25 protein-coding genes and 1 pseudogene are annotated in these 24,405 nt (G+C 72.1%); 14 read left to right on the plus strand and 12 right to left on the minus strand.

What is annotated here, in order from left to right; translation table 11 throughout:
- Positions 1 to 11: 11 nt before the first annotated feature.
- Positions 12 to 815, minus strand: a complete 804-nt coding sequence (locus ASC99_RS08580; protein WP_057230049.1) for an alpha/beta fold hydrolase — start codon at positions 813 to 815, stop codon at positions 12 to 14.
- Positions 816 to 979: 164 nt separating this feature from the next.
- The gene (locus ASC99_RS08585; RefSeq protein WP_057230051.1) at positions 980 to 1,210 is read right to left on the minus strand and encodes a hypothetical protein; all 231 of its coding nucleotides are present in this window, start codon (positions 1,208 to 1,210) and stop codon (positions 980 to 982) included.
- A 108-nt stretch (positions 1,211 to 1,318) separates the two neighbouring features.
- On the opposite strand from ASC99_RS08585, the gene cmk reads away from it, so the two are divergent.
- On the plus strand, positions 1,319 to 2,032 hold the full coding sequence (gene cmk / locus ASC99_RS08590; protein WP_057230053.1) for a (d)CMP kinase: 714 nt from the start codon (positions 1,319 to 1,321) through the stop codon (positions 2,030 to 2,032).
- A gap of 124 nt (positions 2,033 to 2,156) precedes the next feature.
- Positions 2,157 to 3,590 carry a ribosome biogenesis GTPase Der gene (gene der, locus ASC99_RS08595; RefSeq protein WP_057230055.1) on the plus strand — a complete coding sequence of 478 codons (1,434 nt, stop codon included), beginning with the start codon at positions 2,157 to 2,159 and terminating at the stop codon, positions 3,588 to 3,590.
- 59 nt (positions 3,591 to 3,649) lie between these two features.
- On the opposite strand, the gene ASC99_RS08600 is transcribed toward der, so the two are convergent.
- Positions 3,650 to 4,096, minus strand: coding sequence for a hypothetical protein (locus ASC99_RS08600; RefSeq protein ID WP_057230057.1), 447 nt, complete (start codon positions 4,094 to 4,096; stop codon positions 3,650 to 3,652).
- 198 nt (positions 4,097 to 4,294) lie between these two features.
- Positions 4,295 to 5,116, minus strand: coding sequence for a hypothetical protein (locus ASC99_RS08605; RefSeq protein WP_057230059.1), 822 nt, complete (start codon positions 5,114 to 5,116; stop codon positions 4,295 to 4,297).
- 587 nt (positions 5,117 to 5,703) lie between these two features.
- Here ASC99_RS08605 and ASC99_RS08610 point away from each other — a divergent pair.
- The 7 genes from ASC99_RS08610 (at position 5,704) to ASC99_RS08640 (ending at position 11,992) form a co-directional block, all read left to right on the plus strand.
- Positions 5,704 to 6,483 (plus strand): transglycosylase family protein, encoded by a 780-nt coding sequence (locus ASC99_RS08610; protein ID WP_057230061.1) that lies wholly within the window; start codon positions 5,704 to 5,706, stop codon positions 6,481 to 6,483.
- 160 nt (positions 6,484 to 6,643) lie between these two features.
- On the plus strand, positions 6,644 to 6,991 hold the full coding sequence (locus tag ASC99_RS08615; protein WP_057230063.1) for a transglycosylase family protein: 348 nt from the start codon (positions 6,644 to 6,646) through the stop codon (positions 6,989 to 6,991).
- A gap of 24 nt (positions 6,992 to 7,015) precedes the next feature.
- Positions 7,016 to 7,678, plus strand: a complete 663-nt coding sequence (locus tag ASC99_RS08620; RefSeq protein ID WP_057230065.1) for an alpha-ketoglutarate-dependent dioxygenase AlkB — start codon at positions 7,016 to 7,018, stop codon at positions 7,676 to 7,678.
- Positions 7,679 to 7,803: 125 nt separating this feature from the next.
- Positions 7,804 to 8,088 carry a hypothetical protein gene (locus tag ASC99_RS08625; protein ID WP_057230066.1) on the plus strand — a complete coding sequence of 95 codons (285 nt, stop codon included), beginning with the start codon at positions 7,804 to 7,806 and terminating at the stop codon, positions 8,086 to 8,088.
- A gap of 2 nt (positions 8,089 to 8,090) precedes the next feature.
- Positions 8,091 to 9,707, plus strand: a complete 1,617-nt coding sequence (locus ASC99_RS08630) for an alpha/beta hydrolase (RefSeq protein WP_057230068.1) — start codon at positions 8,091 to 8,093, stop codon at positions 9,705 to 9,707.
- 23 nt (positions 9,708 to 9,730) lie between these two features.
- Positions 9,731 to 10,213: a hypothetical protein gene (locus ASC99_RS08635; RefSeq protein ID WP_057230070.1), complete on the plus strand. Its 483-nt coding sequence runs from the start codon at positions 9,731 to 9,733 to the stop codon at positions 10,211 to 10,213.
- Between the two features lie 216 nt (positions 10,214 to 10,429).
- Positions 10,430 to 11,992, plus strand: a complete 1,563-nt coding sequence (locus tag ASC99_RS08640) for an APC family permease (protein WP_057230072.1) — start codon at positions 10,430 to 10,432, stop codon at positions 11,990 to 11,992.
- Positions 11,993 to 12,044: 52 nt separating this feature from the next.
- Here ASC99_RS08640 and ASC99_RS08645 read toward each other — a convergent pair whose 3' ends face one another.
- A complete protein-coding gene (locus tag ASC99_RS08645; RefSeq protein WP_057230187.1) occupies positions 12,045 to 12,839 on the minus strand; it encodes a VOC family protein in 795 nt (264 codons plus the stop codon).
- A gap of 172 nt (positions 12,840 to 13,011) precedes the next feature.
- Here ASC99_RS08645 and ASC99_RS08650 point away from each other — a divergent pair, with 172 nt between their 5' ends.
- Positions 13,012 to 13,872, plus strand: coding sequence for an S-methyl-5'-thioadenosine phosphorylase (locus ASC99_RS08650; protein WP_057230073.1), 861 nt, complete (start codon positions 13,012 to 13,014; stop codon positions 13,870 to 13,872).
- A 73-nt stretch (positions 13,873 to 13,945) separates the two neighbouring features.
- Here the strand turns inward: ASC99_RS08650 and ASC99_RS08655 are convergent, their stop codons facing one another.
- Both ASC99_RS08655 and ASC99_RS08660 read right to left on the minus strand, forming a co-directional pair.
- Positions 13,946 to 14,347, minus strand: a complete 402-nt coding sequence (locus ASC99_RS08655) for a hypothetical protein (protein WP_057230075.1) — start codon at positions 14,345 to 14,347, stop codon at positions 13,946 to 13,948.
- Entirely contained in the window at positions 14,347 to 15,459 is a 1,113-nt protein-coding gene (locus ASC99_RS08660; RefSeq protein ID WP_235502616.1) for a molybdopterin-dependent oxidoreductase, read from the minus strand. The genes ASC99_RS08655 and ASC99_RS08660 overlap by 1 nt, the downstream gene beginning before the upstream one ends.
- 176 nt (positions 15,460 to 15,635) lie before the next feature.
- Here ASC99_RS08660 and ASC99_RS36645 point away from each other — a divergent pair, with 176 nt between their 5' ends.
- Positions 15,636 to 17,024 carry a glycosyltransferase 87 family protein gene (locus tag ASC99_RS36645; protein WP_063857037.1) on the plus strand — a complete coding sequence of 463 codons (1,389 nt, stop codon included), beginning with the start codon at positions 15,636 to 15,638 and terminating at the stop codon, positions 17,022 to 17,024.
- Here the strand turns inward: ASC99_RS36645 and ASC99_RS38365 are convergent.
- The 3 genes and pseudogenes from ASC99_RS38365 to ASC99_RS40235 all read right to left on the minus strand — a co-directional run.
- On the minus strand, positions 16,999 to 17,661 hold the full coding sequence (locus ASC99_RS38365; protein WP_235502610.1) for a class I SAM-dependent methyltransferase: 663 nt from the start codon (positions 17,659 to 17,661) through the stop codon (positions 16,999 to 17,001). The genes ASC99_RS36645 and ASC99_RS38365 overlap by 26 nt on opposite strands.
- Positions 17,658 to 18,299 (minus strand): DUF2064 domain-containing protein, encoded by a 642-nt coding sequence (locus tag ASC99_RS40230; RefSeq protein WP_369825084.1) that lies wholly within the window; start codon positions 18,297 to 18,299, stop codon positions 17,658 to 17,660. The genes ASC99_RS38365 and ASC99_RS40230 overlap by 4 nt, the downstream gene beginning before the upstream one ends.
- Positions 18,276 to 18,989 (minus strand): annotated as a pseudogene (locus ASC99_RS40235) (glycosyltransferase family 2 protein); the annotation flags it as partial. The gene ASC99_RS40230 and the pseudogene ASC99_RS40235, both read right to left, overlap by 24 nt.
- A gap of 113 nt (positions 18,990 to 19,102) precedes the next feature.
- On the opposite strand from ASC99_RS40235, the gene ASC99_RS08685 reads away from it, so the two are divergent.
- Both ASC99_RS08685 and ASC99_RS08690 read left to right on the plus strand, forming a co-directional pair.
- Positions 19,103 to 19,825 carry a response regulator transcription factor gene (locus ASC99_RS08685; protein WP_057230081.1) on the plus strand — a complete coding sequence of 241 codons (723 nt, stop codon included), beginning with the start codon at positions 19,103 to 19,105 and terminating at the stop codon, positions 19,823 to 19,825.
- Between the two features lie 9 nt (positions 19,826 to 19,834).
- Positions 19,835 to 20,959 (plus strand): sensor histidine kinase KdpD, encoded by a 1,125-nt coding sequence (locus ASC99_RS08690; protein ID WP_057230084.1) that lies wholly within the window; start codon positions 19,835 to 19,837, stop codon positions 20,957 to 20,959.
- A gap of 3 nt (positions 20,960 to 20,962) precedes the next feature.
- Here ASC99_RS08690 and ASC99_RS08695 read toward each other — a convergent pair whose 3' ends face one another.
- Positions 20,963 to 22,006 carry an NAD(P)-dependent oxidoreductase gene (locus ASC99_RS08695; RefSeq protein ID WP_057230085.1) on the minus strand — a complete coding sequence of 348 codons (1,044 nt, stop codon included), beginning with the start codon at positions 22,004 to 22,006 and terminating at the stop codon, positions 20,963 to 20,965.
- A 71-nt stretch (positions 22,007 to 22,077) separates the two neighbouring features.
- Positions 22,078 to 22,779, minus strand: a complete 702-nt coding sequence (locus ASC99_RS08700) for a TetR/AcrR family transcriptional regulator (protein ID WP_057230087.1) — start codon at positions 22,777 to 22,779, stop codon at positions 22,078 to 22,080.
- A gap of 156 nt (positions 22,780 to 22,935) precedes the next feature.
- Between ASC99_RS08700 and ASC99_RS08705 the strand changes: the two genes are divergently transcribed.
- Positions 22,936 to 24,390, plus strand: coding sequence for an APC family permease (locus ASC99_RS08705; protein WP_057230089.1), 1,455 nt, complete (start codon positions 22,936 to 22,938; stop codon positions 24,388 to 24,390).
- Positions 24,391 to 24,405 lie beyond the last annotated feature (15 nt).

Raw genomic sequence — 24,405 nt, forward strand, 5'->3', positions numbered from 1 at the left:
CCCGGCTTGTTTCAGAGCGAGCGGAGGAACTCCCGGACCGCCGCCGCGAAGCCGGCCGGGTCGGCGTCGTGCACGAAGTGGTCGGTCTCCAGCGTGACCAGCCGGGTGTCGGGGCGGCGGTCGGCCATCGCGCTGGCCTGCTCCTCGGACAGGCAGGGGAACTTGCTGCCGCGTACCAGCAGGGCGGGGCAGTTGCTGCCGAGCCAGTCGGCCCAGTGGTCGCCGCGCACCTGCTCCTCGGAGCTCACGGTGTCCGCCGGGTGGAACGGCAGCCGCCAGCCGCCGTACGGGAGCTCACGGAGCCGGTGGCCGACCATCGGGGCCAGCGGCCCGAGCGCGGTGACCAGCTCCTCCCGGGTCGGGGCCGTCCACGGCATCTTCAGGACGAAGGACAGCGGGCTCGGCCCGGCCGGCAGCTCGGCCGGCCCCTCCTCGTTGATCAGGGCGCTGACCAGCTCGGGGTGCCTGGCCGCCAGCTGGTACGCGGTGATGCCGCCGCCGGAGTGCCCGAGCACCGGGATCGGCCCGAGGTCGAGGTGGTGCAGCAGCGCCACCACGTCCTCCAGGTAGCCCTCCCGGCTGTACTCGGCGGTCCGGTCGGAGTCGCCGTGCCCGCGCTGGTCCGGCGCGATCACCCGCCACTCCGGCCCGAGTGCCTGCGCCATGGCGGCGAAGCTGTGGCCCTCCGAGACGTGCCCGTGCAGGGCGAGCAGTGGCCGTCCCGGCCCGCCGAAGTCGAGGTAGGACAGGCGGCGACCCGCGAGGTCCAGCTCGGTACGGGCGGGGGCGGTGGTCTCGATCACGGTCATGGGCATGGTGTGGCTCCTCCTCGATCGGCCTCGGACGACTCCAACTCTAGGGGAGATACATACGTTTGTCCAAGACTCTTGTACAAGACCTCCGTCTAATACAAACGTATTGATTCTCGGGGGTTGGCCGGAGGACCAGCGCGGGGGCCAGCCGGAGAGGCGGGGTGAGGTCAGCCGGTCGGCTGGGCCTCGGCGCAGGTGGTGGAGTGGTCGGCCACCACCTCGCCGACCACCGGGAGGGCCGCCACCTCCGGCGAGCAGACGGCGCTGGCGGTCAGACTCCAGCCGCCCGGAGCCTGGGCGATGTCCCCGACGGTGTTGTTGCTCGCGGCCTGGCCGGGGGTGGCGGCGCAGGTCAGGGCAGCGAGGGCGAGGGCGGCGCCGGTGAGCATTCGGTTCATGGCCGGTCCAACGAGAGCGGGGCCCGGCGGTCACTCGGCCGGGACCACGGCGCGGGTCGACTAACCTTGGTGTAGTTCCTGCCCAGATTCAGTAGAGAGGTTCGTGCCGTGGACACTGCCGACCGAGCGAACACCCCGGTCGTCGTCGCCATCGACGGACCTTCCGGCTCCGGCAAGTCGACCGTCTCCCGGGCGGTCGCCGCCCGGCTCGGGCTGAGCTTCCTGGACACCGGCGCGATGTACCGCGCGATGACCTGGTGGATGCTGGCCAACGAGGTCGACGTCAACGACGCCGACGCGGTGGCCCTCGCCTGCGGCAAGCCGGTGATCGTCTCCGGTACGGACGCCGCCGGGCCGACCATCACGGTGGACGGCCAGGACGTCTCCGGACCGATCCGCGGCCAGCAGGTCACCTCGCAGGTCAGCGCGGTCGCCGCGGTCCCGCAGGTGCGGGCCCGGTTGGTCGAGCTGCAGCGTAACTGCGCGGAGGTGGCCGAACGCGGCATCGTCGCCGAGGGCCGGGACATGGGCTCGGTGGTGTTCCCGGACGCCACCCTCAAGGTCTTCCTGACCGCCTCGGAGGCCGCGCGCGCCGCGCGCCGCGCCACCGAGCTGCGGGCCAAGGGTCTGGACGAGGCGACCATCACCGCGATGGCCGCCGACCTGGCCCGCCGGGACGCGGCCGACTCCTCCCGGGAGACCGCCCCGCTCACCCAGGCCGCCGACGCGGTACGGGTGGACACCAGCGAACTGACGCTGGAGCAGGTGATCGACACCATCTCCGGCCTGGTCGAGCAGAAGGCCGGGCTCTCCGCGGTCTGACGACCGCTCACATTCTCGCGTCCGCTGGAACGAACCGGCGGCTCGCACCGCGCTGCCCCCTCGGGGCAGGTACGCACGGCGCATCCCTGGGAAGGGAAGCACCGGGAAAAGGAAGTACAGAAGCATGAGTATCGAGACCAACGGCGCCGTGGACGACGCCGACTACGCCGAGTTCATGGCACTGGCCGCCGAGGAGGGCTTCGAGGGCGAGGACCTCGAGGGCCTGAACGAGGGCCCGATGCCGGTGCTGGCCGTGGTCGGCCGCCCCAACGTCGGCAAGTCGACCCTGGTGAACCGCATCATCGGCCGCCGCGAGGCGGTCGTCGAGGACAAGCCCGGTGTCACCCGGGACCGGGTCAGCTACGAGGCGACCTGGAACGGCCGCCGGTTCAAGGTGCTGGACACCGGTGGCTGGGAGATCGACGTCCTGGGCCTGGACGCGATGGTCGCCGCGCAGGCCGAGCTCGGCATCGAGACCGCCGACGCGGTGCTCTTCGTGGTGGACGCCAACGTCGGGGCCACCGACACCGACGAGGCCCTGATCAAGATCATCCGGCGGGCCGGCAAGCCCACCGTGCTGTGCGCCAACAAGGTGGACGGCCAGTCCACCGAGGTCGAGGCCACCTACCTCTGGTCGCTCGGCCTGGGCGAGCCGTACCCCGTCTCGGCCCTGCACGGCCGTGGCTCCGGCGACCTGCTGGACGCCGTGATGGCCGCACTGCCCGACGCCCCGCCGCAGACCTTCGGCGTCCCGACCGGCGGCCCCCGCCGGGTGGCGCTGATCGGCCGGCCGAACGTCGGCAAGTCCAGCCTGCTGAACAAGGTCGCGGGCGAGGAGCGGGTGGTCGTCAACGAGCTGGCCGGCACCACCCGTGACCCGGTCGACGAGATGATCGAACTCGGCGGCAAGACCTGGAAGTTCGTCGACACCGCCGGTATCCGCCGTCGGGTGCACCTGACCGCGGGCGCGGACTTCTACGCCTCGCTGCGCACCTCCGCCGCGCTGGAGAAGGCCGAGGTCGCGGTGGTCCTCGTGGACGCCAGCGAGACGCTCGCCGAGCAGGACACCCGGATCATCACGATGGCCGTCGAGGCCGGCCGGGCCGTCGTGATCGCGTACAACAAGTGGGACCAGATCGACGAGGAGCGCCGCTATTACCTGGAGCGCGAGATCGAGAAGGATCTCGTCCAGGTCCAGTGGGCGCCCCGGGTCAACGTCTCGGCGAAGACCGGCCGCCACATGGAGAAGCTCGTCCCGGCGATCGAGACCGCGCTGGCCGGCTGGGAGACCCGGATCTCCACCGCCCGGCTGAACGCCTTCCTCGGCGAGCTGGTGGCAGGCCACCCGCACCCGGTCCGGGGTGGCAAGCAGCCGCGCATCCTGTTCGGCACCCAGGCGGGCGTCAAGCCGCCGCGGTTCGTGCTGTTCGCCTCCGGCTTCCTGGAGGCGGGGTACCGCCGCTTCGTCGAGCGCCGCCTGCGGGAGGAGTTCGGGTTCGTCGGGACGCCGATCTCGATCTCGGTCCGGGTGCGTGAGAAGCGCAAGCGCACCAAGTAAGCAGTAGGCAGTGACATGCGGAAGGGGCCAGGCGGTTTGCCTGGCCCCTTCCGCATGTCTCAGTGCTGGGCCGGGGGCAGCGAGAGCATGCTGCGGTGGCGCCCGCCGACCGCCGGGGAGAGGTAGCCGGTGGCAACCCAACCCTGGCCGGTGGCAGGGGTGTTGGACTGGGCCGGCATGAACTGCGGGGTGCCCTGGGCGTGACCCGGGTAGGTGTGGAAGGTCTGCTGCTGGGGCGGGTACGGCTCGGTCCGCCCGGTGGCGTACGGGTCACGGGTGGCGAAACCGGTGAAGCGGAGGTCCTCCTCGCCGCTCCGGTCGCCGGGCAGGGCGCGGAAGAGCCGGCGGTACTCCGAGTACAGCGCGTCGTAGATCGGGGTCGGCGAGGTGGGGTTCTCCGCGTCGTACGACGGGCGCATACCCGGGATGGGACGGCTCGTGGGCTGGCGGTGGGCGGCGGCGACCTCGTAGCTGTACACGTAGGACCCAACGAGTGAGAGCGGCATGAGATGCGGGCGAGAGGCTCTCGCAGCTCCTGAGGTTGCACTGTCCAGGGGCTCGGGGAACTGCGAGGAGGTCTGGCGCCGGGGTCACGTACGAAAGTGCCTGACCACTTACGTACGGATCACCTGGTACGAGGTCGGCGTCGCAGTTCCCCGAGCCCTGGTGGCTGATGCCCGGAGCGGAGTGCCGACAGGGGCGGCTCAGGTGCCGGCGAGGGGGAGGGAGGCGGCGACCAGGAGGCCGCGGGTGGTGGCGCGGTCGAGGGCCTGGCGGAGCAGGTCCTCGCGGGGCTGGCGGCCGATGGTGCCGGCCGGGGCGGCGTACATGGTGACGGCGGAGAGCTGGCGGGCGGCGGAGCGCCAGGCTTCGGTGACCTGGAGAGGCTGGTGGGCCTGCCACCAGGCGGCGTTGGTGCCGGCGGGGGTGGGGTGCAGGATCGCGTGCAGCTGGCCCATCGCCATCAGGACCGACCAGCCGGGGAGCTGGGCGGGGGCCTTGTTGACGTCCTCGACGAACTGGAAGCCCTGCTCGGTGAGCAGGTCGAGGAACTCGTCCTCGCCGGTGGTGTTGCCGGGGCGGCCGACCGGGCCGGTCGGTTCGATCACCAGGGCGGCGTGCCCGGTGTCGCCGCAGAGCACCAGGCCGCAGGTGATGCCGAGGACGGCGGGCTGCCCGGTGCTGGAGACCGAGGCCTGCCCGGCGACCGGAGGGGCGGGGGCCGGAACGGGGGTGGGCGCAGGGGCCTGGGACTGGCTGATGCTGCGGACGGCGCCGGCCAGCTGCTCCTCGGAGACCGGGACCACCTGGGAGGGGATGCAGCGGGAGTGGGCGAAGGCGAGCACCGCTGTCTCGTCGGCGACGAAGAGCACCGTGCTGGTGGCCTCCCGGCTGGAGTCGCCGGGGGTTCGGCAGGAGGTGCAGTCGTAGCTGTCGGGCGCGTGGGCGCCGGCGAGCAGACTGTCTGCCTCGTCGTCGCCGATCTCGGCGCGGACCTCGTCGCTGACTTCGAGCATGCGCGGCACGGGGGACTCCTCGGTTGGTCGTGGGGGTGGCGGGCACACCCGATCGGCATTACCAACGGGCCGTTGTGGCTGCGGTCACGGGTCCGAGTGATCGTGACGGGATTTGCCCCGAATTCGACTGCGCCGCGTAGAGCAGAGGTCGCAATCTGTCGACATTGTGCGCGAGCTCACAGGGGCTCGAATGTGCCCCAGGCCACTCGAGGGGGAGGTTTGATCATGGAATGGGAGCCGAAAACGGACATAAGACCCACAATTGCTTGATCTTTACTGTCGGTAACAGGTGCCTGAGCTGGGTAAACCCGAAAACGTTTGGAACCTGCCTATCCGGCTCGTAGCTTCGTAACCAGTGCAACGAGCACTACCCGGGTTCACCTCCCGGTGCACGGCCCGCCGGTTCCCACCGGTGCGGCAGGTGCCCACCAGCGTGACTCGCTCGTAAGGGCGGCGCAGGTGTGCGGGAGGTTGCCGGGGCGGCGCGCACGTTGATTCAGAGACGTGCACGGCCGTCTTGCGGACGCGGCAGACGAAATCACGCTCTTCCAGGGCTTGGTTCCGCATGCCTGCCCGGGATTGTCGAGAGGATACTCATGACCTTCCGTAACGAGACCGCCGCTGCCACCACCGCCGTCAAGCGCAACCGCGTTCGGCTGGCTGTCATGGGCGGCGCCATTGCCGTCCTGCCCGTGGCCGGCCTCGTCACGGCCAACTCGGCCTCCGCCGCCTCTGTCTCCACCTGGGACAAGGTCGCGCAGTGCGAGTCCACCGGTGACTGGAGCATTGCCAACGGCAATGGCTTCTACGGTGGCCTGCAGTTCACCTCCAGCACCTGGGCCGCCTTCGGTGGCACCTCGTACGCCCCGCAGGCCAACCAGGCCAGCAAGGCGCAGCAGATCGCCATCGCCGAGAAGGTGCTCGCCTCCCAGGGCCCCGGCGCCTGGCCGGTCTGCTCCGTCAAGGCCGGTCTGACCGCGGGCGGCGCCGCCGCCGACGTCGACACCTCGACGAGCACCAGCACGTCCGACACCAAGGCCTCGCGCTCCGAGACCCGTGCCACGGCGCCGAAGAGCACCGCCACGGCTGCCCCGAAGGTCGAGACCAAGGCCGCCGCCGCCCCGAAGGCTGCCGCTGCGCCGAAGGCCGAGACCAAGGCTGCTGCCCCGAAGGCCGCCACCCCCAAGGCCGAGACCAAGGCCCCCTCGGCCCCGGTCAAGTCCAACGGTGGCAACTACACCATCAAGAGCGGCGACACCCTGAGCAAGATCGCCGCCGACAAGGGCCTGGACTGGAAGACGGTCTACAGCAACAACGCCTCCGTCCTCGGTGGCAACCCGAACCTGATCTTCCCGGGCCAGGTCATCTCGCTCTGATCGACGCCTGACGCTCGCTGAGCCGACTGCGCATCACCACGGCCGCCCCCTCCCTTGCGGAGGGGGCGGCCGTTGCGCGTCGTGGTCGTGGTCGTGGTCGTCGTCGTCCGGACGGACCGGCCGCGGTGCCGGGCGGCCGGGGCCGTGCCTTCATGAGGCCATGCGACCGATACTGCTGCCGACCCTCGCCGCCGCACTGCTGACCGCCGCCGCGCTGGTCCCGGCAGCGGTGCCCGCCGCTGCGGCGAACTCCGTGCCGGACGCCACCTGGGAGCGGCTGGCCCGCTGCGAGAGCGACGGCGACTGGCACGCCGACACCGGCAACGGCTTCTACGGCGGTCTGCAGATCTGGCCGCCGAGCTGGCGGGAGGCGGGCGGGCTCCGGTACGCCGACCGGCCGGACCGGGCCCCGCGGCGGCACCAGATCACCGTGGCCGAGGAGATCCGCCGGCAGCAGGGGTGGGGAGCGTGGGGGCACTGCGCCCGGGAGATCGGCCTGATCCGCTGACCCGTCGGCTGCCAGGATGGGTGCATGGAACTCTTCCCCCGCGAGCGGGCCGACCCGGCGCCCGGGGTGGTGCACCTGCCGGACTGGCTGAGCCTCGCCGAGCAGCGCGAGCTGGTCGCGGCGTGCCGGGAGTGGGCCCGCCCGCCGGCCGGGATGCGGACGGTCCGGATGCCGAACGGTGGCGAGATGTCGGTCCGCTCGCTGTCGCTGGGCTGGCACTGGTACCCGTACCGCTACGTCCGGACGGTGGAGGACGGTGACGGTTCGCCGGTCAAGCCGTTCCCGCCGGTGCTGGGCGAGCTGGCCCGGCGGGCGCTGGCCGACGCGTACGGTCCTGAGCCGACCGGGATCGCGGGCACGACCGGCTACCGGCCCGACATCGGGGTGGTGAACCACTACGCGCACGGCGCACACATGGGCCTGCACCAGGACAAGGACGAGCAGGTCGACGCCCCGGTGGTCTCGCTCTCGCTCGGTGACAGCTGCGTCTTCCGGCTCGGCAACACCGAGACCAGGACCAGGCCGTGGACCGACCTCGAACTGCGCAGCGGCGACCTGCTGGTCTTCGGCGGCCCGATGCGCTTCGCCTATCACGGCGTGCCCCGCACCCACCCGGGGACGGCCGATCCGGCGCTCGGTCTGGTGGGTCGGATCAATGTGACGATCCGTCAATCCGGCTTGGTTTAGTGCCAGGTCGGTGACGGTTCGTCGACAGGGATCGCGAGCGGAGGGTCTCATTCACTAGGGTGGCGCCGACAGTTGACCGAGTGCGGCCGATTCGTGGGGGCGAAACCTTGTCATCGCAACTGAACGTGAATCCAGCGGAGCTGGACAGCGCGGCCACGGTGGTCACCGATCTCAACGGGGAACTCAGGCCGGTCTCGGACCGGGCGGTCAAGGACGCCGACGAGGCGTCCTCCTCCACCGCCGGCTGGTCGGTCTCCGGTCAGCTGGGCCAGATCGCGGACAGCTGGCGTGGCGCGCTGACCGGTCTGCACCGGTCGATGGACGGCAACGCGGACGCGCTGCGCAGCACGGCCGGACAGCACCGCGGCAACGAGCAGTTGGTGGCCGCCTCGATGAGTCAGGTGGGCTAGCGATGGCCAACAGCTTCGCGCTTCTGATGAAGCAGAACTTCGGCGACCTGGAGGCCGCCGCGGCCTCCTGGCGCAAGCTCGGCGAGGGCAGTGGTGAGGCCCAGGCGCGCCACCGGAGTCAGGTGTCCGGTGCGCTGCGCCGGTCGGGCTGGGCCGGCGACGACGCCGATGCGGCGTACGGGAAGCTGGAGCGGGCCGAGGAGCAGCTCGGGATCGTGAACGCCGAGGCGATGGCGATCGCGGTCACCATCGACGCCGTGCACCAGCGGATGTCCGCCGCCCAGCAGGAGCTGCGGGCCGCGGTCTCGGAGGCGGAGAGCAACAACTACCGGGTGGACGACGAGGGTTGGGTCACCGGGCCGCAGCTGGACTCGGTGGAGCGGCACGACCCGGACGCCCAGGAGATCAACCGTCAGCAGAACGCCCGGCTGGGCGAGTTCAGGCAGCGGATCGGCGACGCGGTGCACAAGGCCGAGCAGGCCAGTGCCGACGGAGCCGCCTCGCTGGGCCAGTTGAACGGTGACGTGGTCAACGCCGACAGTGCGAAGGCCCAGGCGGAGGTCGCCAACGACGTGGCGGGGATGCGGTCCTCGCTCGGGCTGGCCTCGGTGGTGCCGAACAACGACAACCCGGCGGACAACGCCAAGTGGTGGAACTCGCTGACCCAGCAGCAGCAGCGCGAGTACCTCGCGCTCTACCCGGCCGAGGTCGGCAATCGCAACGGCATCCCGAGCCACGTCCGAGACGTTGCCAACCGGGCCCAGCTGGAACAGCAGTTGGACCTGGCCCGGAACGACACGTCCGAGGACGGCCGAAAGCGGCTCGGGGCACTGCAGAAGCTCCGCGACCGGCTGGAGTCGGAGGATCGCGACCCCAAGGGCCCCGAGGTGCTGCTGCTCGGGCTGGACCCGAAGGACGACGGCCAGGCCATCGTGGCCTTCGGCAACCCGGACACCGCGAAGAACACCGCCGTCTACATCCCGGGCACCACGGCCGAGTTGGACGGGATCGGCGGAGACCTGAACCGGATGAAGGACCTGCAGGCGGCGTCGGACCAGTACGGCAAGCCCGGGGACACCGCCACGGTCATGTGGCTGGGCTACGACGCGCCCGACGACGTGGTGAAGGACGCTCCGTTCGACAACTACGCGGAGGACGGCGCTCCCAAGCTGGACCGGTACGTGGACAGCCTCGGCGTCACGCACGACGGCGGGCCGCGCCACACCTCGGTGATCGGCCACAGCTATGGTTCGGTCGTGGTCGGAGAAGCGGCGAAGAACGGGAACGGTCTGGCGGCGGACGACATCATCGTCGCGGGCAGTCCGGGCATGCACGTCCAGCACGCCAAGGACCTGAACATCGACCCGAAGCACGTCTGGGCGGCCGAGGCGGACGGCGACCCGGTCCCGAATCTCGGGGCGCTCAAGCACGGCCGGGGTGGCTGGTTCGACTTCCCCAACACGCCGACCTCGGACGACTTCGGTGCCAACCGGATCACCACCGACGGGAACCACGGCCACAGCGAGTACTGGAACAACAACGGCAAGCCGCACAGTGCGTTGGGCAACCAGGCCGCGATCATCACCGGCAACTACGACAAGGTCGGCCTGGAGAATTGAGCATCCCGACGAGACTCCGGACGGTGGCCACCGCCGTCCTCGTACTGACCCTGCTGACTTCCTGCGGGCTCACCGCGGACTCCACGAAGGACAAGTCGTTGCGCATCGCCACCGAGGACCAGATCCGGGCCGAGCTCAAGCAAGCTTCCGACCGGGCGTACCAGGCGCTGGGGGTGAAGGGCCGGCTCGGGCAGAGTGAGACGGTCAACTTCTCCGGCTGCGAGGACCACGGTGGCTCCAAGGACGCCCGGGATGCCATCCACTTCTGGCAGGTGGACGATCTTGACCCGGCTGAGCTGAATCCGGCGGTCGAGCGCCTGCAGAAGTGGCTCAAGGACGAGGGCTGGGGCGGTCTCGGCGACCAGTGGGACGCGAACAAGGTGGACCACGAGGTCTGGGGCAAGAATCCGGAGAAGACCGTCGCGGTGTGGGCACAGTCGTTCCGTCCGATGAATCGGATCATCTTCCGGGTCAGCGCCGCGTGCTTCCAGCCGCCGGCCTCGTGAGGCAGATCACACACCTGGTGAAACCGGGGCAATTTCGGTAACGGTGCGGGTTTCGTTGCACTGGCGATCACGACATGGGCCTTGAATGTGAAGGCGATGCTGCGCTAATGGCAAGTAATCGTTGGTGAATCCTTGGATCTACCCGCTTGATCCATGTCACGGTTCGTCACCATCAAGCCCCTGAGCTGCGGAAACAGTTCAACGTACGGTTCGAGCATGGTTCAGCTCGACTCCCGCCCGAAGGTCGCCGGTCCGGCGGCCGGAGCGGACGCCAAGGACGGCGTCCGCTCCAAGGGCCTCAACAGCAACTCGGTCGGCCTGCTCGGGAACTCCGTCATCGGCGTCTCGACGGTGGCCCCGGTCTACTGCCTGACCACCACGCTCGGCACCACGGTGGCGGCGGTCGGGCTGCAGATGCCCGCGCTCTTCCTGGCCGGCTTCCTGCCGATGATGCTCGTGGCGTTCGCCTACCGAGAGCTCAACAAGGCCGTCCCGGACAGTGGCACCTCCTTCACCTGGACCGTCAAGGCCTTCGGCCCGCACGTCGGCTGGATGTGCGGCTGGGGTCTGGTGGTGGCCACCATCATCGTGCTGTCCAACCTCGCCGGGGTGGCCACGGAGTACTTCTACCTGCTGCTCGGTGAGGCCACCGGCAGTGAGTGGATCACCGGGCTGAACGACGACAAGCTGGTGCACGTCCTGACCTGCCTGGCGCTGATCGCGGTCGCCACCGCGATCAGCTACCGGGGTATGACCGCCACCAAGGGCGTGCAGTACGCCCTGGTCGGGCTCCAGCTCACGGTGCTCGGCATCTTCGCGGTGATGGCGATCGGCAAGGCGGTCGCCGGTGACGCGCCGGGCTCGCTGGACTTCTCCTGGAGCTGGCTCGACCCGTTCCAGGCCAGCTCGTTCTCGTCCTTCGTGGCCGGGCTCTCGCTCTCGCTCTTCATGTACTGGGGCTGGGACGCCTGCCTGAGCGCGAACGAGGAGACCGGGGGCAGCGAGAAGACCCCGGGCCGGGCCGCGCTGCTGGCGATGGTCGTGCTGGTCGGCTCGTACCTGTTCACCGCCGTCGCCGTGCAGATGTACGCGGGCGTCGGCAGCACCGGCACGGGGCTCGGCAACCCGGAGACCTCCTCGAACGTCTTCGCCGCGCTGGCCGGCCCGGTGATGGGCCCGACGCTGGGCATCCTGCTGTTCGTCGCGGTGCTCGCCTCGGCGGCCGCGAGTCTGCAGACCACCTTCATCCCGGTCAGCCGGACGGTGCTGGCGATGAGCGTCTACGAGGCGCTGCCGCCGTCCTTCACCGAGGTCAACGAGAAGTACCGGACCCCGGGCCGGGCCATCGTCACGGCGGGCGTCGGGACCGGCGTCTTCTACACCGTGATGACGCTGATCAGCGAGAACGTCCTCTCGGACACCATCGCCGCGCTGACCCTGATGATCTGCTTCTACTACTCGCTGACCGCGTTCGCCTGCGCCTGGTACTTCCGCCGGGACTTCGGCCGGTCGGTCCGGGACGCGTTGCTCAAGGTGGTCTTCCCGCTGCTCGGCGGGCTGACCCTGGCGGGCATCTTCGCGCAGAGCCTGCGCGACATGGTCAGCCCCGACTACGGCCAGGGCAGTTCGGTCTTCGGGATCGGCTCGGTCTTCGTGATCGGCGTCGGCGTGCTGGCCCTCGGCCTGGTGGTGATGGCCGTGATGATGCGGCGCAGCCCGGCCTTCTTCCGCGGCGAGGTGCTCACCCGGGAGACCCCGGCGCTGGTGCTGCCGGAGTAACGGAACGCGAGAGGCGGCCACCCCGTGCGGGGTGGCCGCCTTCGTCGTACCGTCAGACGTCCGTGAGCGTCGGCATCGGGCCCTCGGTGCGGGCCAGGTCGATCACCGAGAAGTTGGCGCCCTGCGGGTCGGTCAGCGCGGCGAACCGGCCGAACGGGCTGTCCATCGGACCGAACTGGAGCTTGCCGCCGAGCTCGGTGGCCTTGGCCACCGCCCGGTCGCAGTCCGGCACCGCGAAGTAGACGTTGAGCCAGGACGGCACACCGGCCGGGAAGCTGTCGTCCATCTCCATCCGGCCGAGGGCGGGGCCGTCTGCCAGGTTGTAGGTGCGGAAGTCGATCTGCGGGTCCGCCATCGCCTGCACCTTGTAGGGGAAGACCGCGGGGTAGAAGGCGTCCACCTCGGCGGGCTTGCGGGTGAAGACCTCGGCCCAGGAGAACGCGCCGGGCGCGTTGCGCTTCTCGAAGCCCTCGTGCTGCCCGCTCTGCCAGACGCCGAAGACCGCGCCGCCCGGGTCGGTGGCGATCAGCATCGAGCCGAAGTCGCCGACCTGCATCGGGTCCATCAGGACGGTGCCGCCGGCCGCCTTGATCTTCGCCGCGGTGGCGTTCACGTCCGGTGAGGCGAGGTACAGACACCAGGCGGAGTGGCTCTCCGTACCCGGCATCGGGGGGACCACGGCGGCCACCGCCTTGCCGTCGGAGTAGGCCTGGGTGTAGTTGCCGAACTCGGACGAGGCCTCGCCGAACGTCCAGCCCAGCACCTCGCCGTAGAAGGACTTGGCGCCCTCGACGTCGGCGAACATCGCGTCGGCCCAGCACGGCGCCCCTTCAGCGTACGCAGCCATGATCATGCCCCTTCTCTGCCTCGGGTGTGGTCCTTCGTCACCCTAAGCAGGGTCACCGAGACCCGCGCGCGCAGCGGGCCCGGGTACCCGCCGTCCGGGAACCGTAAGGTCTGCGCGGCCCGGCGGACCGCGCCTGCTCCTAGGGTGGGAAGGTCGTGAACGGAGGCTGGAGATGACGACTGACGCACAGTCAGAACTGTTGGGCGGGGCCGAGATCGGGGTGATCGGCGGTTCGGGGCTGTACGCCCTGCTGGACGAGGTCACCGAGGTACGGGTGGACACCCCGTACGGTGCGCCGAGCGACTCGGTGTTCCTCGGGGAGGTGGCCGGGCGGCGGGTGGCGTTCCTGCCCCGGCACGGGCGGGGGCACAGCCTGCCGCCGCACCGGATCAACTACCGGGCCAACCTGTGGGCGCTGCACTCGCTGGGGGTGCGGCAGGTGCTTGCGCCGTGCGCGGTGGGCGGGCTGCGGACGGAGTACGGGCCCGGCACGCTGCTGGTGCCCGATCAGTTCGTGGACCGGACCGGCGGCCGGGCGCAGACCTTCTTCGACGGCGAGCCACTGCCGGACGGCACCGTGCCGAACGTGGTGCACGTGTCGATGGCCGACCCCTACTGCCCCACCGGGCGGGGTGTCGCGCTGGCCGCCGCGCTGGCCGAGGGCTGGCCGCCGGTGGACGGCGGCACCCTGGTGGTGATCGGCGGTCCGCGCTTCTCCACCCGGGCCGAGTCCCGCTGGCATGCCGCCAACGGCTGGTCGGTGGTCGGCATGACGGGCCATCCGGAGGCGGTGCTGGCTCGCGAACTCGGGCTCTGCTACACCTCCTTGGCCCTGGTGACCGACCTGGACGCCGGGGTGGAGGCGGGGGAGGGGGTCACCCATACGGAGGTGCTGGCGGTGTTCGGACGGAACGTGGGCCGGCTGCGGTCGGTGCTGTTCCGGGCGCTGGAGAGCCTGCCCGCCGCCAGGGCGTGCGACTGCGCGCGCGCCCTGGACGGGTTGGACACCGGGCTGAGGCCCTCCGGCGATTGAGGGGCGGATAGAGGAGCGGCGTTGGGGTGCGTGCCTCGGCGTCGCGACGCCGCCCCTCAATCGCCGGAGGGCCTCAGCTGGGGCGTCGACGCCGGGTCAGCAGCCACACCAGCAGGGTGACCGCCGCCGTCCCGGCGAGCAGCAGCAGCCAGTTGCGCAGGTAGGGCAGCGCCAGCACCGAGGGGTTGCCGTGGTCCTGGCCGGCCCGCAGGACGGCGGGCAGTCCGACGGCGGTGAGCGCGGCGGCCACCAGCAGGCCGCCGCGCAGTGCCCAGCCGTGCACCGCCCGGCCGCGTGCCAGCACGGCGCCGGCCAGCAGGACCAGCGGCAGCCAGAGCCCGTCGTGGATCAGCAGCCCGCCGATCGCCCACCACAGCACGCCGAGCGGATCGCTGATCTGCGGGTCCGTCAGCAGTCCGAAGATCCCGAACCCGATCAGGGCCGCCCCGGCCGTTCCGGTCAGTACCCGCAGCATCACTGCACCTCCAGTCGGCTGACCCACTTGGTCTGCAGCACCCCGGGCCGGTTCGGCGCGATCAGTCGCGCCGGGTAGCCGTGGTCCGCGTTCAGCGGCTGCCCGTTCACCATCAGGGCCAGCAGGGTGAGCCCGTCCCGGGCGTACGGGGCGGGCAGCTCGGTGACCGCGTACGGGCCCTCGGCCTCCAACGAGACCACTCGCACCAGCGCGTCGGAGGGTGCCCCGGCCCGGTCGAGCAGGTCGCGGATCCGGACGCCGGTCCACTCCGCCGAGGCGCTCCAGCCTTCCACGCAGGCGATCGGCAGCCGGGCGGTGTGCTGCGGCAGCGCCTGCAGTTCGGCCAGGCTCAGCTGGTACGGCCGGGGCCCGGCCACGGTGAGGCGCCAGTCGGCCGGGACGACGGTGGTGCCCGCCTGGGCGGCCGTCCGGTTGACCGGCAGGCCGAGCGAGCCGATATCGGGCCGGCGCGGTGCCAGCAGGTCCGACCAGCGCAGCCAGGGCACGCTCTGGCCGGCCGTGGTCACCGTGACGGCGGCCGTCGCGACCGTGACGGAGGCCAGGAAGGCCCGCCGCCCGGGGACGGCGGCCTGGCTGCGCCACCAGTTCGCGCCGATCTGCGGGGCCTTGACCGCGATGTGCAGCAGCAGGCCGCCGACCGCCGTCCAGCCGAGCCAGAAGTGGGTCTGTCGGAAGGGGAACGGCCACGGGTACCACTGGAGGGTGTTCAGCAGCCCGGTGAACAGCTCGAGCAGGGTCGCGGCCACGAGAACGGCGATGCCGAGCCGCTCGAGCGCGTGCGCCACGCTGCGGACCGGCGGCCACTCGAACAGCTTCGGGTAGACCGTCCAGAGCTTTGCGCCGAGCAGCGGGATCGCCGCGATGCCGGCGATCACGTGCAGGCCCTGGGTGATCCGGTAGCCGTTCGCCGGGCGGCTCGGCAGGTACCGTTCGAGCCAGTCCGGCGGCTCCTGGAGCAGGTGGCTGAGCAGGCCGCTCAGGAAGCACAGCAGCAGCGCGGCGCCGAGCCAGCGACCCAGCACCACCGCCGTTCTGGGCTCGTGCAGCGGGGAGCTGAACGTCCCTTCGCGGAGCGGTCCTTGGCGCAGCACGGCGGGCGGTGGCGGCAATGGGAGGTCGAACCGGCGGCGGGCGCCGGGGGTGTCTTGGTCCACCCCGTCATCACACCGCGATCCGGCCTCCGGAGGGGGTGGCGACATGCTTACGGAAGTCGTACGGCGTGCGCGCGCCGCCTCCGACGGCCGGGGCGGGCTGGCACGCTGACGGGGTGTCCGATGAACCGTCAGTCCGCCGCCGCTGGGTCCTCCCGGCGGCCGTGCTGTCCCTGCTCGCCCTCACCGCCGCGCTGGCCGGGACGCTGCTCGGCGGCGGCACGCTGGGCAACTCCGGTCCGCTGTACGGCTGGTACGCGCTGGACGCGGTGCTGTTCGCGCTCGCCGTGGCGCTGCTGCGGCTGGCTCCGCCTGGGGTGGTACGTCTGTTGGTCCCGGTGGGTGGCGTGCTGCTGGCGGCCGTCGGGCTGCTGGCGCCGCCCCGGACCAGTGACGATGCCTACCGCTACCTCTGGGACGGCCGGGTGCAGGCGGCCGGGATCTCCCCGTACGCCCACCCGCCGGACGCCCCCGAGCTGGCCGCGCTCCGGGCCCGGGCGCCCGAGCTCTTCCCACCCACGGGGGACTGCGCGGGCTGGGACGAGCGCCGGGCCGGGCCCGGGTTCTGCAGTCACGTCAACCGGCCCGGGGTGCCGACCATCTACCCGCCGGTGGCCGAGGGCTGGTTCGCGGTGCTGTACGCGGTCGGTGGCCGGTACGGCGTGCGGGTAGCCCAACTGGGCGGCTTTGTCCTGGTGTTGGCAGTCGGTTGGGTGCTGTGGGCGGTGCTACGGGAGCAGCGTTGGCGGGTCGCGCTGTGGAGCTGGTGTCCGGGGGTGGTGGTCTGGGCGGTCAACGACGCGCACGTGGACACCTTGGGCGCACTGCTGCTGCTCGGCGGCCTGCTGGCGGCCCGGGGCGCACCGGACCGGGGGCGGACAGCCCTGGCGGGCGCGTTGCTGGGGCTGGCGGCCGCCGCCAAGCTGGTGCCGGGGATCGCGCTGCCCGCCGCGCTCTCCGGCGTGCTGGCCCGCCGTCCGCGCACCGGCCTGCTCCTGCTGCCGCTCACCGCCCTGGCGGCCTTCGCGCTGAGCTACCTGCCGTACCTGCTGGGCTCCGGCCGCGCGGTGCTCGGCTACCTGCCCGGTTACCTGCGCGAGGAGGGTTACGACCAGGGCGGCGGAGTCGACCGCTTCGGGTTGGTGGGATTGCTGCTGCCCGGCCAACTCGCCCCGGTGGCAGGTGTCCTGGTGCTCGGGGTGGTCTGCTGGTACGTGCTGCGGCACGGCGACCCCGACCGGCCGTGGCGGGGTGCGGTGCTGCTGCTCGGCAGCGCCCTGCTGGTCGCCACGCCGGCCTACCCCTGGTACGGGCTGCTGCTGGTGGCGCTGATCCCGCTGGACGGCCGCTGGGAGTGGCTGGCCGTCCCGGCGGCCGCACAGGTGCTCTATCTCGGGGGTGGCGCGGTCCAGCAGGCTGCGTACTGGCTGGCGCTCGGCGCGGTGCTGGCCGGTGCGCTGGTCAGACGGCGAGCGCTGGTCAGGCGGCGGGCCGCCGCAGGGTGATGAAGTGGCGGCCGTGGGCGATCCAGCGTTCGGTCTCGGTCAGCCCGGCCCCGGCGGCGTGCCGGGCTGCGCCTGCGGCGTCCACCCTGGCCCAGCCGAAGGGCGGGCCGAGCCGGTGGTCGGCGCCCTCGATCCGGACCGTCAGCCGCTCGTCCAGGCCGCCGGAGCCGGGCTCCACCTCGGCCAGCAACAGGCCACCAGGGGCGAGGAGCTGGGCGATCCGTCGGAGCAGGGCCGCCGGGTCGCCGCCGATTCCGATGTTGCCGTCGGCGAGCAGCACCGCGCCCCAGCGCCCCTCGCCCGGCAGGCGGTCGAACACCGAGCGCCGCAGGGCCGCCCCGCCGATGCCGGTGGTCCGGGTGACCGCCGCCGGGGTCACGTCCACCCCGAGGGCCGGGACGCCGAGCGCGAGCAGTTCGGTCACCAGCCGACCGGGGCCGCAGCCCACGTCCAGCACGGTCCGGCGCGGGCGCAGGCAGCGGAGCAGCAGCGAATGGTCGGCCGCGTCCGGCGGTGCGCACCAGCGCTCCACGTCCAGCGGGATGCGGCGGCCGTCCGTGCCGCGCAGCCAGAGTGGTCCGCGCTCGGCCGTGATGGCCAGGCTGAACGGGTCGTCGATCCAGGCCAGGGCGGTCAACTCGGCACCCCGCCGGTCACCTTGAGGCTGCGCCACTGCTCGGCGAAGCGGGTGTGCGGGGCGAGGGTGGCCACCTCGGCCGCGCTCGCGGCGGTGTCCACGTCGGTCAGAGCAGGGAGTTGATGGACCGTCAGTCCGGCGGTGGAGAGTCGCTCCAGCAGTACGGCGCCGGTGCGGTCGGTGGACATCGGCACGCCGAGCAGCAGCTGCTGCGCCAGTGCAGCGGTCGGCCGGGCCAGTCCGAGTGCCCAGAAGCCGCCGTCGGTGGCCGGGCCGTACCAGGCGTCCACTCCGCCCCGGGCGGCGGCCGCGAGTGGGGCGGCCAGCGACTGGGCGCGCAGCTGCGGGGTGTCCATGCCGACCAGCAGCGCGGGTACGTCCGGCGGGGCCAGCGCGAAGGCCGCTGCGAGCCGCTCGTCCAGCCCGCCCGGGCCCTGCGGGACGACCTGCCAGCCCGGTAGCAGCCAGTCGCCCGGCTCGCCGTCCAGCACCAGCAGCCGCCGCCCGGCGGGCACCCGGCCCAGCTCGGCCAGCGTGTCGGCGAGCGCCGCCTCGGCCAGTGCGGCGGCCTGCTCGGGGGTGTACGGCGGGGTCAGCCGGGTCTTCACCCGGCCCGGCACCGGGGCCTTGGCGATCACCAGCAGGGTCGGCGGCGGGGAAGCGAGCACTGCCCGCATGTCGCGGATCGCCTGCCGGGTGCCGCGCAGTGTGCCGGTGACCTTCGAACGGCCGCTCCGGGGCAGGTAGTCCACGGCGGTTTCGGTGATCCGCAGCCCGGCCGCCGAGGCGGACAGCACCATCTCCAGCGGGTAGCCGGAACGCCGGTCGCCCAGGCCGAGCGCGAGCAGGTGCTCCCGCCGGGCGGCCCGCATCGGGCCCAGGTCATGCAGCGGGGCGCCGGTCCTGGCCCGCAGCCGGCGGGCCAGTTCGGCGTTGGCCAGCCGGGCGTGCAGCGGCCAGGCGCCGGGAGTGGTCGGGCGACGGCGGCCGAGCACCAGGTCGGCCGAGCCGTCCAATACCGGACCGGTCACCCGGTGCAGCTGGGCCGGGTCCAGCGAGCCGTCGCAGTCCAGGAAGCACACCAACTCGGCGGTGGCGGCGAGCAGTCCGGCATGGCAGGCCGCGCCGAAGCCCCGGCGGTCCTCGCGGACCACGGTGGCGCCGAGCGAGCGGGCCAGCTCGGCGGAGCCGTCGGTGGAACCGTTGTCCACCACGATGGGCCGCCAGCCGGCCGGGATCCGGCCCAGCACCCAGGGCAGCGCCCGGGCCTCGTCCAGACAGGGCAGCACCACGTCGACGGTGCCGGGGATGAAGAGGGGAGGGGTCACGCTCTCCACGCTACGGTCGGGCACCCGGCCCGGCCCGGCTTCGACTCCTTACGGAAGTCCAACGGAGGCGAGCCGGACGCCCGGCCGGGGCCACGGCCTTCTACGCTGAAGGAGTGACAGCGACACCCCCCACCACCCGCGTCCTGGTGGTCGACGACGACCCGACGGTCGCCGAAGTCGTCACCGGCTACCTGCTGCGCGCCGGGTACCTGGTCGACCAGACCTCGGACGGCCGGCACGCCCTGGAGCTGGTCGCGGCCGACCCGCCGGACCTGCTGGTGCTCGACCTGATGCTGCCCGGACTGGACGGCCTGGAGGTCTGCCGCCGGCTGCGCGCCACCGAGGCGGGTGCCGCGCTGCCGATCGTGATGCTGACGGCCAAGGGCGAGGAGGCCGACCGGGTGCTCGGTCTCGAACTCGGCGCGGACGACTACGTGACCAAGCCGTTCAGCCCGCGCGAGCTGACCTTGCGGGTGCAGTCGGTGCTGCGGCGCAGCGCGGCGCCGCCGCCGGTCTCCTCGGTGCTGGTGGTGGGGGAGCTGACGCTCGATCCGAAGGCCCGCCGGGCGTTCCGTTCGGGTGCCGAAATCGCCCTGACGCTGCGGGAGTTCGACCTGCTGGCGCACCTGTTGCGGCACCCGGGGACGGTGTTCTCCCGGGAGGAGTTGATGCGGCAGGTCTGGGGCTGGGAGTTTGGCGACCTGTCCACCGTCACGGTGCACGTCCGGCGGCTGCGCGAGAAGGTCGAACACGACCCCGCGGCGCCGGTTCTGATCAGCACGGTGTGGGGGGTCGGGTACCGCTTCGACCCCGTGCCGTCCCAGCAGGGGAGTTGACGTACGTCCATGAATGACCTGTTGCTGATCGCGCTGTTCGCGGCCGTCGGGGCCGGGCTGGCCGGGCTGCTGGGCTGGCCCGCCGTCCGGATACTGCGCCGCCGGTCGGTCGCTCTGTCGCTGTTCGCCGTCGCGGTGGTGACGGTGCTGGCGATGGCCGCCGGTACCACCGCCGTCGCCCAGGCGATGTTCCTCTCCGAGCACGACCTCGGGGTGGTGATCACCGTGCTGGCGATGGGGGCCGTGGTCTCGCTCGGCACCGCCGCCCTGCTCGGCCGGCAGGCGGTGGCGGGCAGCCGGGCGCTCACGCTGGCCGCCAGGACCGTCGGCAGCGACACCGGCTTCACCGCGCCCGCGCAGCCGCTCAGTGCGGAACTGACGGAGCTGAGCGCCGAGTTGGCCGCCACCAGTGCCCGGCTGGCCGAGTCCAGGCAGCGCGAACAGAACCTGGAGTCCTCCCGCCGGGAGCTGATCGCCTGGATCTCGCACGACCTGCGGACCCCGCTGGCCGGGCTGCGGGCGATGGCCGAGGCACTGGAGGACGGCGTCGCCGAGGACCCGGCCCGCTACCACGCCCGGATCAGGACCGAGGTCGATCGGCTGACCGGCATGGTGGACGACCTCTTCGAACTCTCCCGGATCCAGGCCGGCTCGCTGCACCTGAGCCCGAGCCGGATCTCGGTCTACGACCTGATCGGTGACGCCCTGGCCGGGGCCGACCCGCTGGCCCGTGAGCGCGGCATCCGGCTGCTCGGCGGCCAGGTCGAACCGGCGCCGGTCGAGGTGGACGGCCGGGAGATCTCCCGGGCGCTGGGCAACCTGCTGGTCAACGCGATCCGGGCGACCCCCGCCGACGGCGTGGTGGCGGTGGGCGCCCGCCGCGAGCAGGACCGGGTGGTGCTCTCGGTCACCGACGGCTGCGGGGGCATCCCCGAGGGCGACCTGCCCCGGGTCTTCGAGACCGGCTGGCGGGGCGTCAGCGCCCGTACGCCACAGCCGGTCGGCGGCGCGGGGCTGGGCCTGGCCATCGTCCGGGGCATCGCCGAGGCGCACGCGGGCATGGCTACGGTCCGTAACGTCGAGGGCGGCTGCTGCTTCGAGATCACCCTCCCGGCGGCGGCCGCCCTGGTCTGAGCCTCAGGCTCCCGCTGTCGCGAAGGCGGCCATCCCGGCGGCGAACGAGACCTCCGGGCGCCAGCCCAGTTCGCGCCGGAGGCGGCCGGAGTCGGCGGTGATGTGCCGGACGTCGCCGAGGCGGTACTGGCCGGTGGTGACGGGGGCCGGGCCGTGGTGGGCGGTGGCCAGTGCGGTGGCCAACTCGCCTACGGTGTGCGGCTCGCCGCTGCCGACGTTGTAGACCCGGGCGGTGCCGGGCGGCCGTTCGGCGACGGCGGTCAGGGCGGTCAGGTTGGCCCCGGCGACGTCGTCCACGTGCACGAAGTCGCGGCGTTGGCCGCCGTCCTCGAAGACCCGGGGCGCCTCGCCGCGCGCCAGCGCCGAGCGGAACAGCGAGGCCACCCCCGCGTACGGGGTGTCGCGCGGCATCCCGGGCCCGTACACGTTGTGGTAGCGCAGCGTCAGGACCCGTCCGCCGCAGGCCCGGGCCCAGGAGGAGGCCAGGTGCTCCTGGGCCAGCTTGGTGGCGGCGTACACGTTGCGCGGGTCGGTCGGGGCGTCCTCCGTCACCAGCCCGGGGGAGAGCGGGGCGCCGCACTGCGGGCAGGGCGGCTCGAACCGTCCGGCGTCCAGGTCCGCCACCAGCCGGGGCCCCGGGGCGATGTCGCCGTGCCGGGGGCAGCTGTGCCGCCCCTCGCCGTAGACCACCATCGAACCGGCCAGCACCAGTTGACGTACCCCGGCCCTGGCCATCCCGGCCAGCAGCACGGCGGTGCCGAGGTCGTTGCAGCTCGCGTACTCGGGTGCGTCGTCCAGGTCGACGCCGAGACCGACCATCGCCGCCTGGTGGCAGACCGCGTCCACCTCGGCCAGCGCTGAGGCCACAGTGTCCCGGTCGCGGACGTCGCCGTGCCGGAACTCCACCCCGGCGGGCAGCACGGGCGGTTCGCGGTGCACCGAGGGCAGCAGCGCGTCCAGCACCCGGACCTGGTGGCCCGAGCGCAGCAGCTGCGTGGCGACGGCCGACCCGATGAAACCGGCGCCGCCGGTGAGCAGAATCTCCATGCCGCCGACGGTAGGCCCGAATGCCGGCCCTCAGCCTGTGAACTGCCGGTCCGTCAGGAACAGGTAAGACCTCAGGCGGCCCCCAGTCGGGCGGCGAAGGCGGAGAGCAGCAGGTCGAGCGCGAGCGGGTAGGCGCTGCGGTTCATCTCGGCGGTGAGCAGCGGGGCGGTGGCCGCGATGTGCGGGTGGGTCTCGGCGGGGAGCTGGGCGTAGCTGCTCTGCCAGACGCCGTGGTCGGCGGCCCTGGCGGGGGCGGGGAGGGCGTTCACGGCGGCGTCCAGGGCGGCGAAGGCCAGGCCCTGGTCGACGAAGGCGTGGTAGAGCTGGACGGCCTCCGGGTCGGGGAAGCCCGCGTTGCGCAGCACGCCGACGATCGACTCGACCGCCTGCATCTCGTACGCCCGCCCGGTGGTCCGGTAGGCGGCGAGCAGGGCGGCCTTCGGGTGGGCGTGGTAGACGCTGTGGATCCGCAGGCCGATCGCGCGCAGGTCGGCCTGCCAGTCGCCGGTGGCCTGCCAGCCCTGCTGGGAGCGGCCGATCAGCTCGTCGGTGATGGCCAGCAGCAGGTCGTCGGTGCTGTGGAAGTACCGGTAGATCGCGCTCGGGTCGGCACCCAGCGCCGCGCCCAGGCGCCGGACGGTGAGAGCTTCGGCGCCGTGCTGGCCGAGCAGTCGCAGCGCGGTCTCGATGATGATCTGCTCGGAGAGCACCGTGCCCTGCTTGGTCGGCCGCCGTCGTCGCCGTTCCGGTTCGCTCACCACCCGCTCGCCCATGGCCGTCACCTTACGACAACGGCATTGACGTGTGAAGGGCACCGGGAGTTTCATTTGCCGGACCCGGGGCCGACCGATAGGCCCCCTGGTCAAGGCGGTGGTCTGTTGACTGCGACAGCGAAGGACGGGGCGAGAACCTCGCCCCAGAGCGTCACCATGCGGAAGTCGATCGGCATGGTGGACGGGGTGGTGATCGCCGCCTCCAGTACGGCGGCGACCTCGAGTATCGGCATCGGGCTCGGCCTGACCGCAGGTGTGGTCGGCCTGCACCTGCCGGCCATCATGCTGCTGGCCTTCCTGCCGGTGCTCGGCATCGCGGTCGCCTACGGCCGGCTGAACCGGGTGGAGCCCAACGCGGGCAACGCCTACACCTGGGTCGGCCGGATCCTCAGCCCCTGGCTGGGCTTCCTGACCGGCTGGGTGAACATCGTCGGCACGATCGTCTTCATGGCGTACACCGTCGCCGTGACCGGTTCGGCGGTGCTCCAACTCGTCGGCCAGGCCGGGCTGCACAGCATCGGGGGCCTCGCCCTCGACCCGGACTCCACCCTGCAGACCACGCTGCTCGGGCTGGCCGTGCTGGCCGCCGCCACCGTGGTCGCGATCCGCGGCCTGGCGCTGGCCGCCCGGCTGCAGAAGTACCTGCTGATCTTCGAGTACGCGGTGCTGCTGGTCTTCTGCGGCTACGGCCTGGTGGTCGGCGACCAGCCGTTCTCGCTGGAGTGGTTCAACCCGTTCGCGATCCCGAGCATGGACGCGCTGGCCCAGGGCATGGTTTTGGCGGTGTTCTGCTACTGGGGCTTCGAGTCGGTGTTCACCGTCGCCGAGGAGGTGCGCGACCCCAAGGACGCCTCGCGGGGCGGCATCTTCGCGCTGGTGCTGATGATGCTGCTCTTCCTGCTCGCCGGTACGGCCTTCCAGCGCGTGCTGCCGCTGGACGAGTTGGCCGACAACGGTGCCCAGGGCCTGGCCTACTTCGGCGAGAAGCTCGCCGACCAGCCGCTTGCCGCCCTGCCGCTGATCGCCCTGACCTTCTCCGCCGTGGCGTCCCTGCAGGCCTCGGTGATCCCGACCGCCCGCGGCACCTTCGCGATGGGCCGGGACCGGACGCTCGGCCAGGTCTGGACGCGGATCCACCCCAAGTACGGGACCCCGGCGCTCGGTACGGTGCTGCTGGTGGTGATCGCCTCCGCGATCTCGCTGGCCGCCCTGGTCATCCCGACCGTCACCGACCTGATCAGCGCGGCAGTGAACGCGATCGGCATCGTGGTGGTGCTCTACTACGCGCTGACCGCCGTCGCCGCCGCCGTGAGGTTCCGTCACCTGCTGCGGGACGAGCCGATGGCCGGGCTGCGGGTGGTGATCGCCCCGCTGGTGAGCGCGGCCGCACTGCTCGCGGTCGGCGGCTACCTGGCCTGGACCTTCTACACCTCGGCCGACCACTTCGAGGTCAGCGCCGACAACGGCTGGTTCCAACTGCTGGTCCCCGCTCTGATGATCGGCACCGGACTGGTGGCCGCAGCCTGGGCCCGCTGGGTCCGCAAGTCCCCGTATTTCGTCACCGGTCGCGGCACTGACGCCGACTCGATCGAACTCGCACCCTCGGTCTGACGACCCGAAACCTCC

Origin of the sequence: Kitasatospora sp. Root107 (genome assembly GCF_001424875.1) — a bacterium.
GTDB lineage: Bacteria > Actinomycetota > Actinomycetes > Streptomycetales > Streptomycetaceae > Kitasatospora.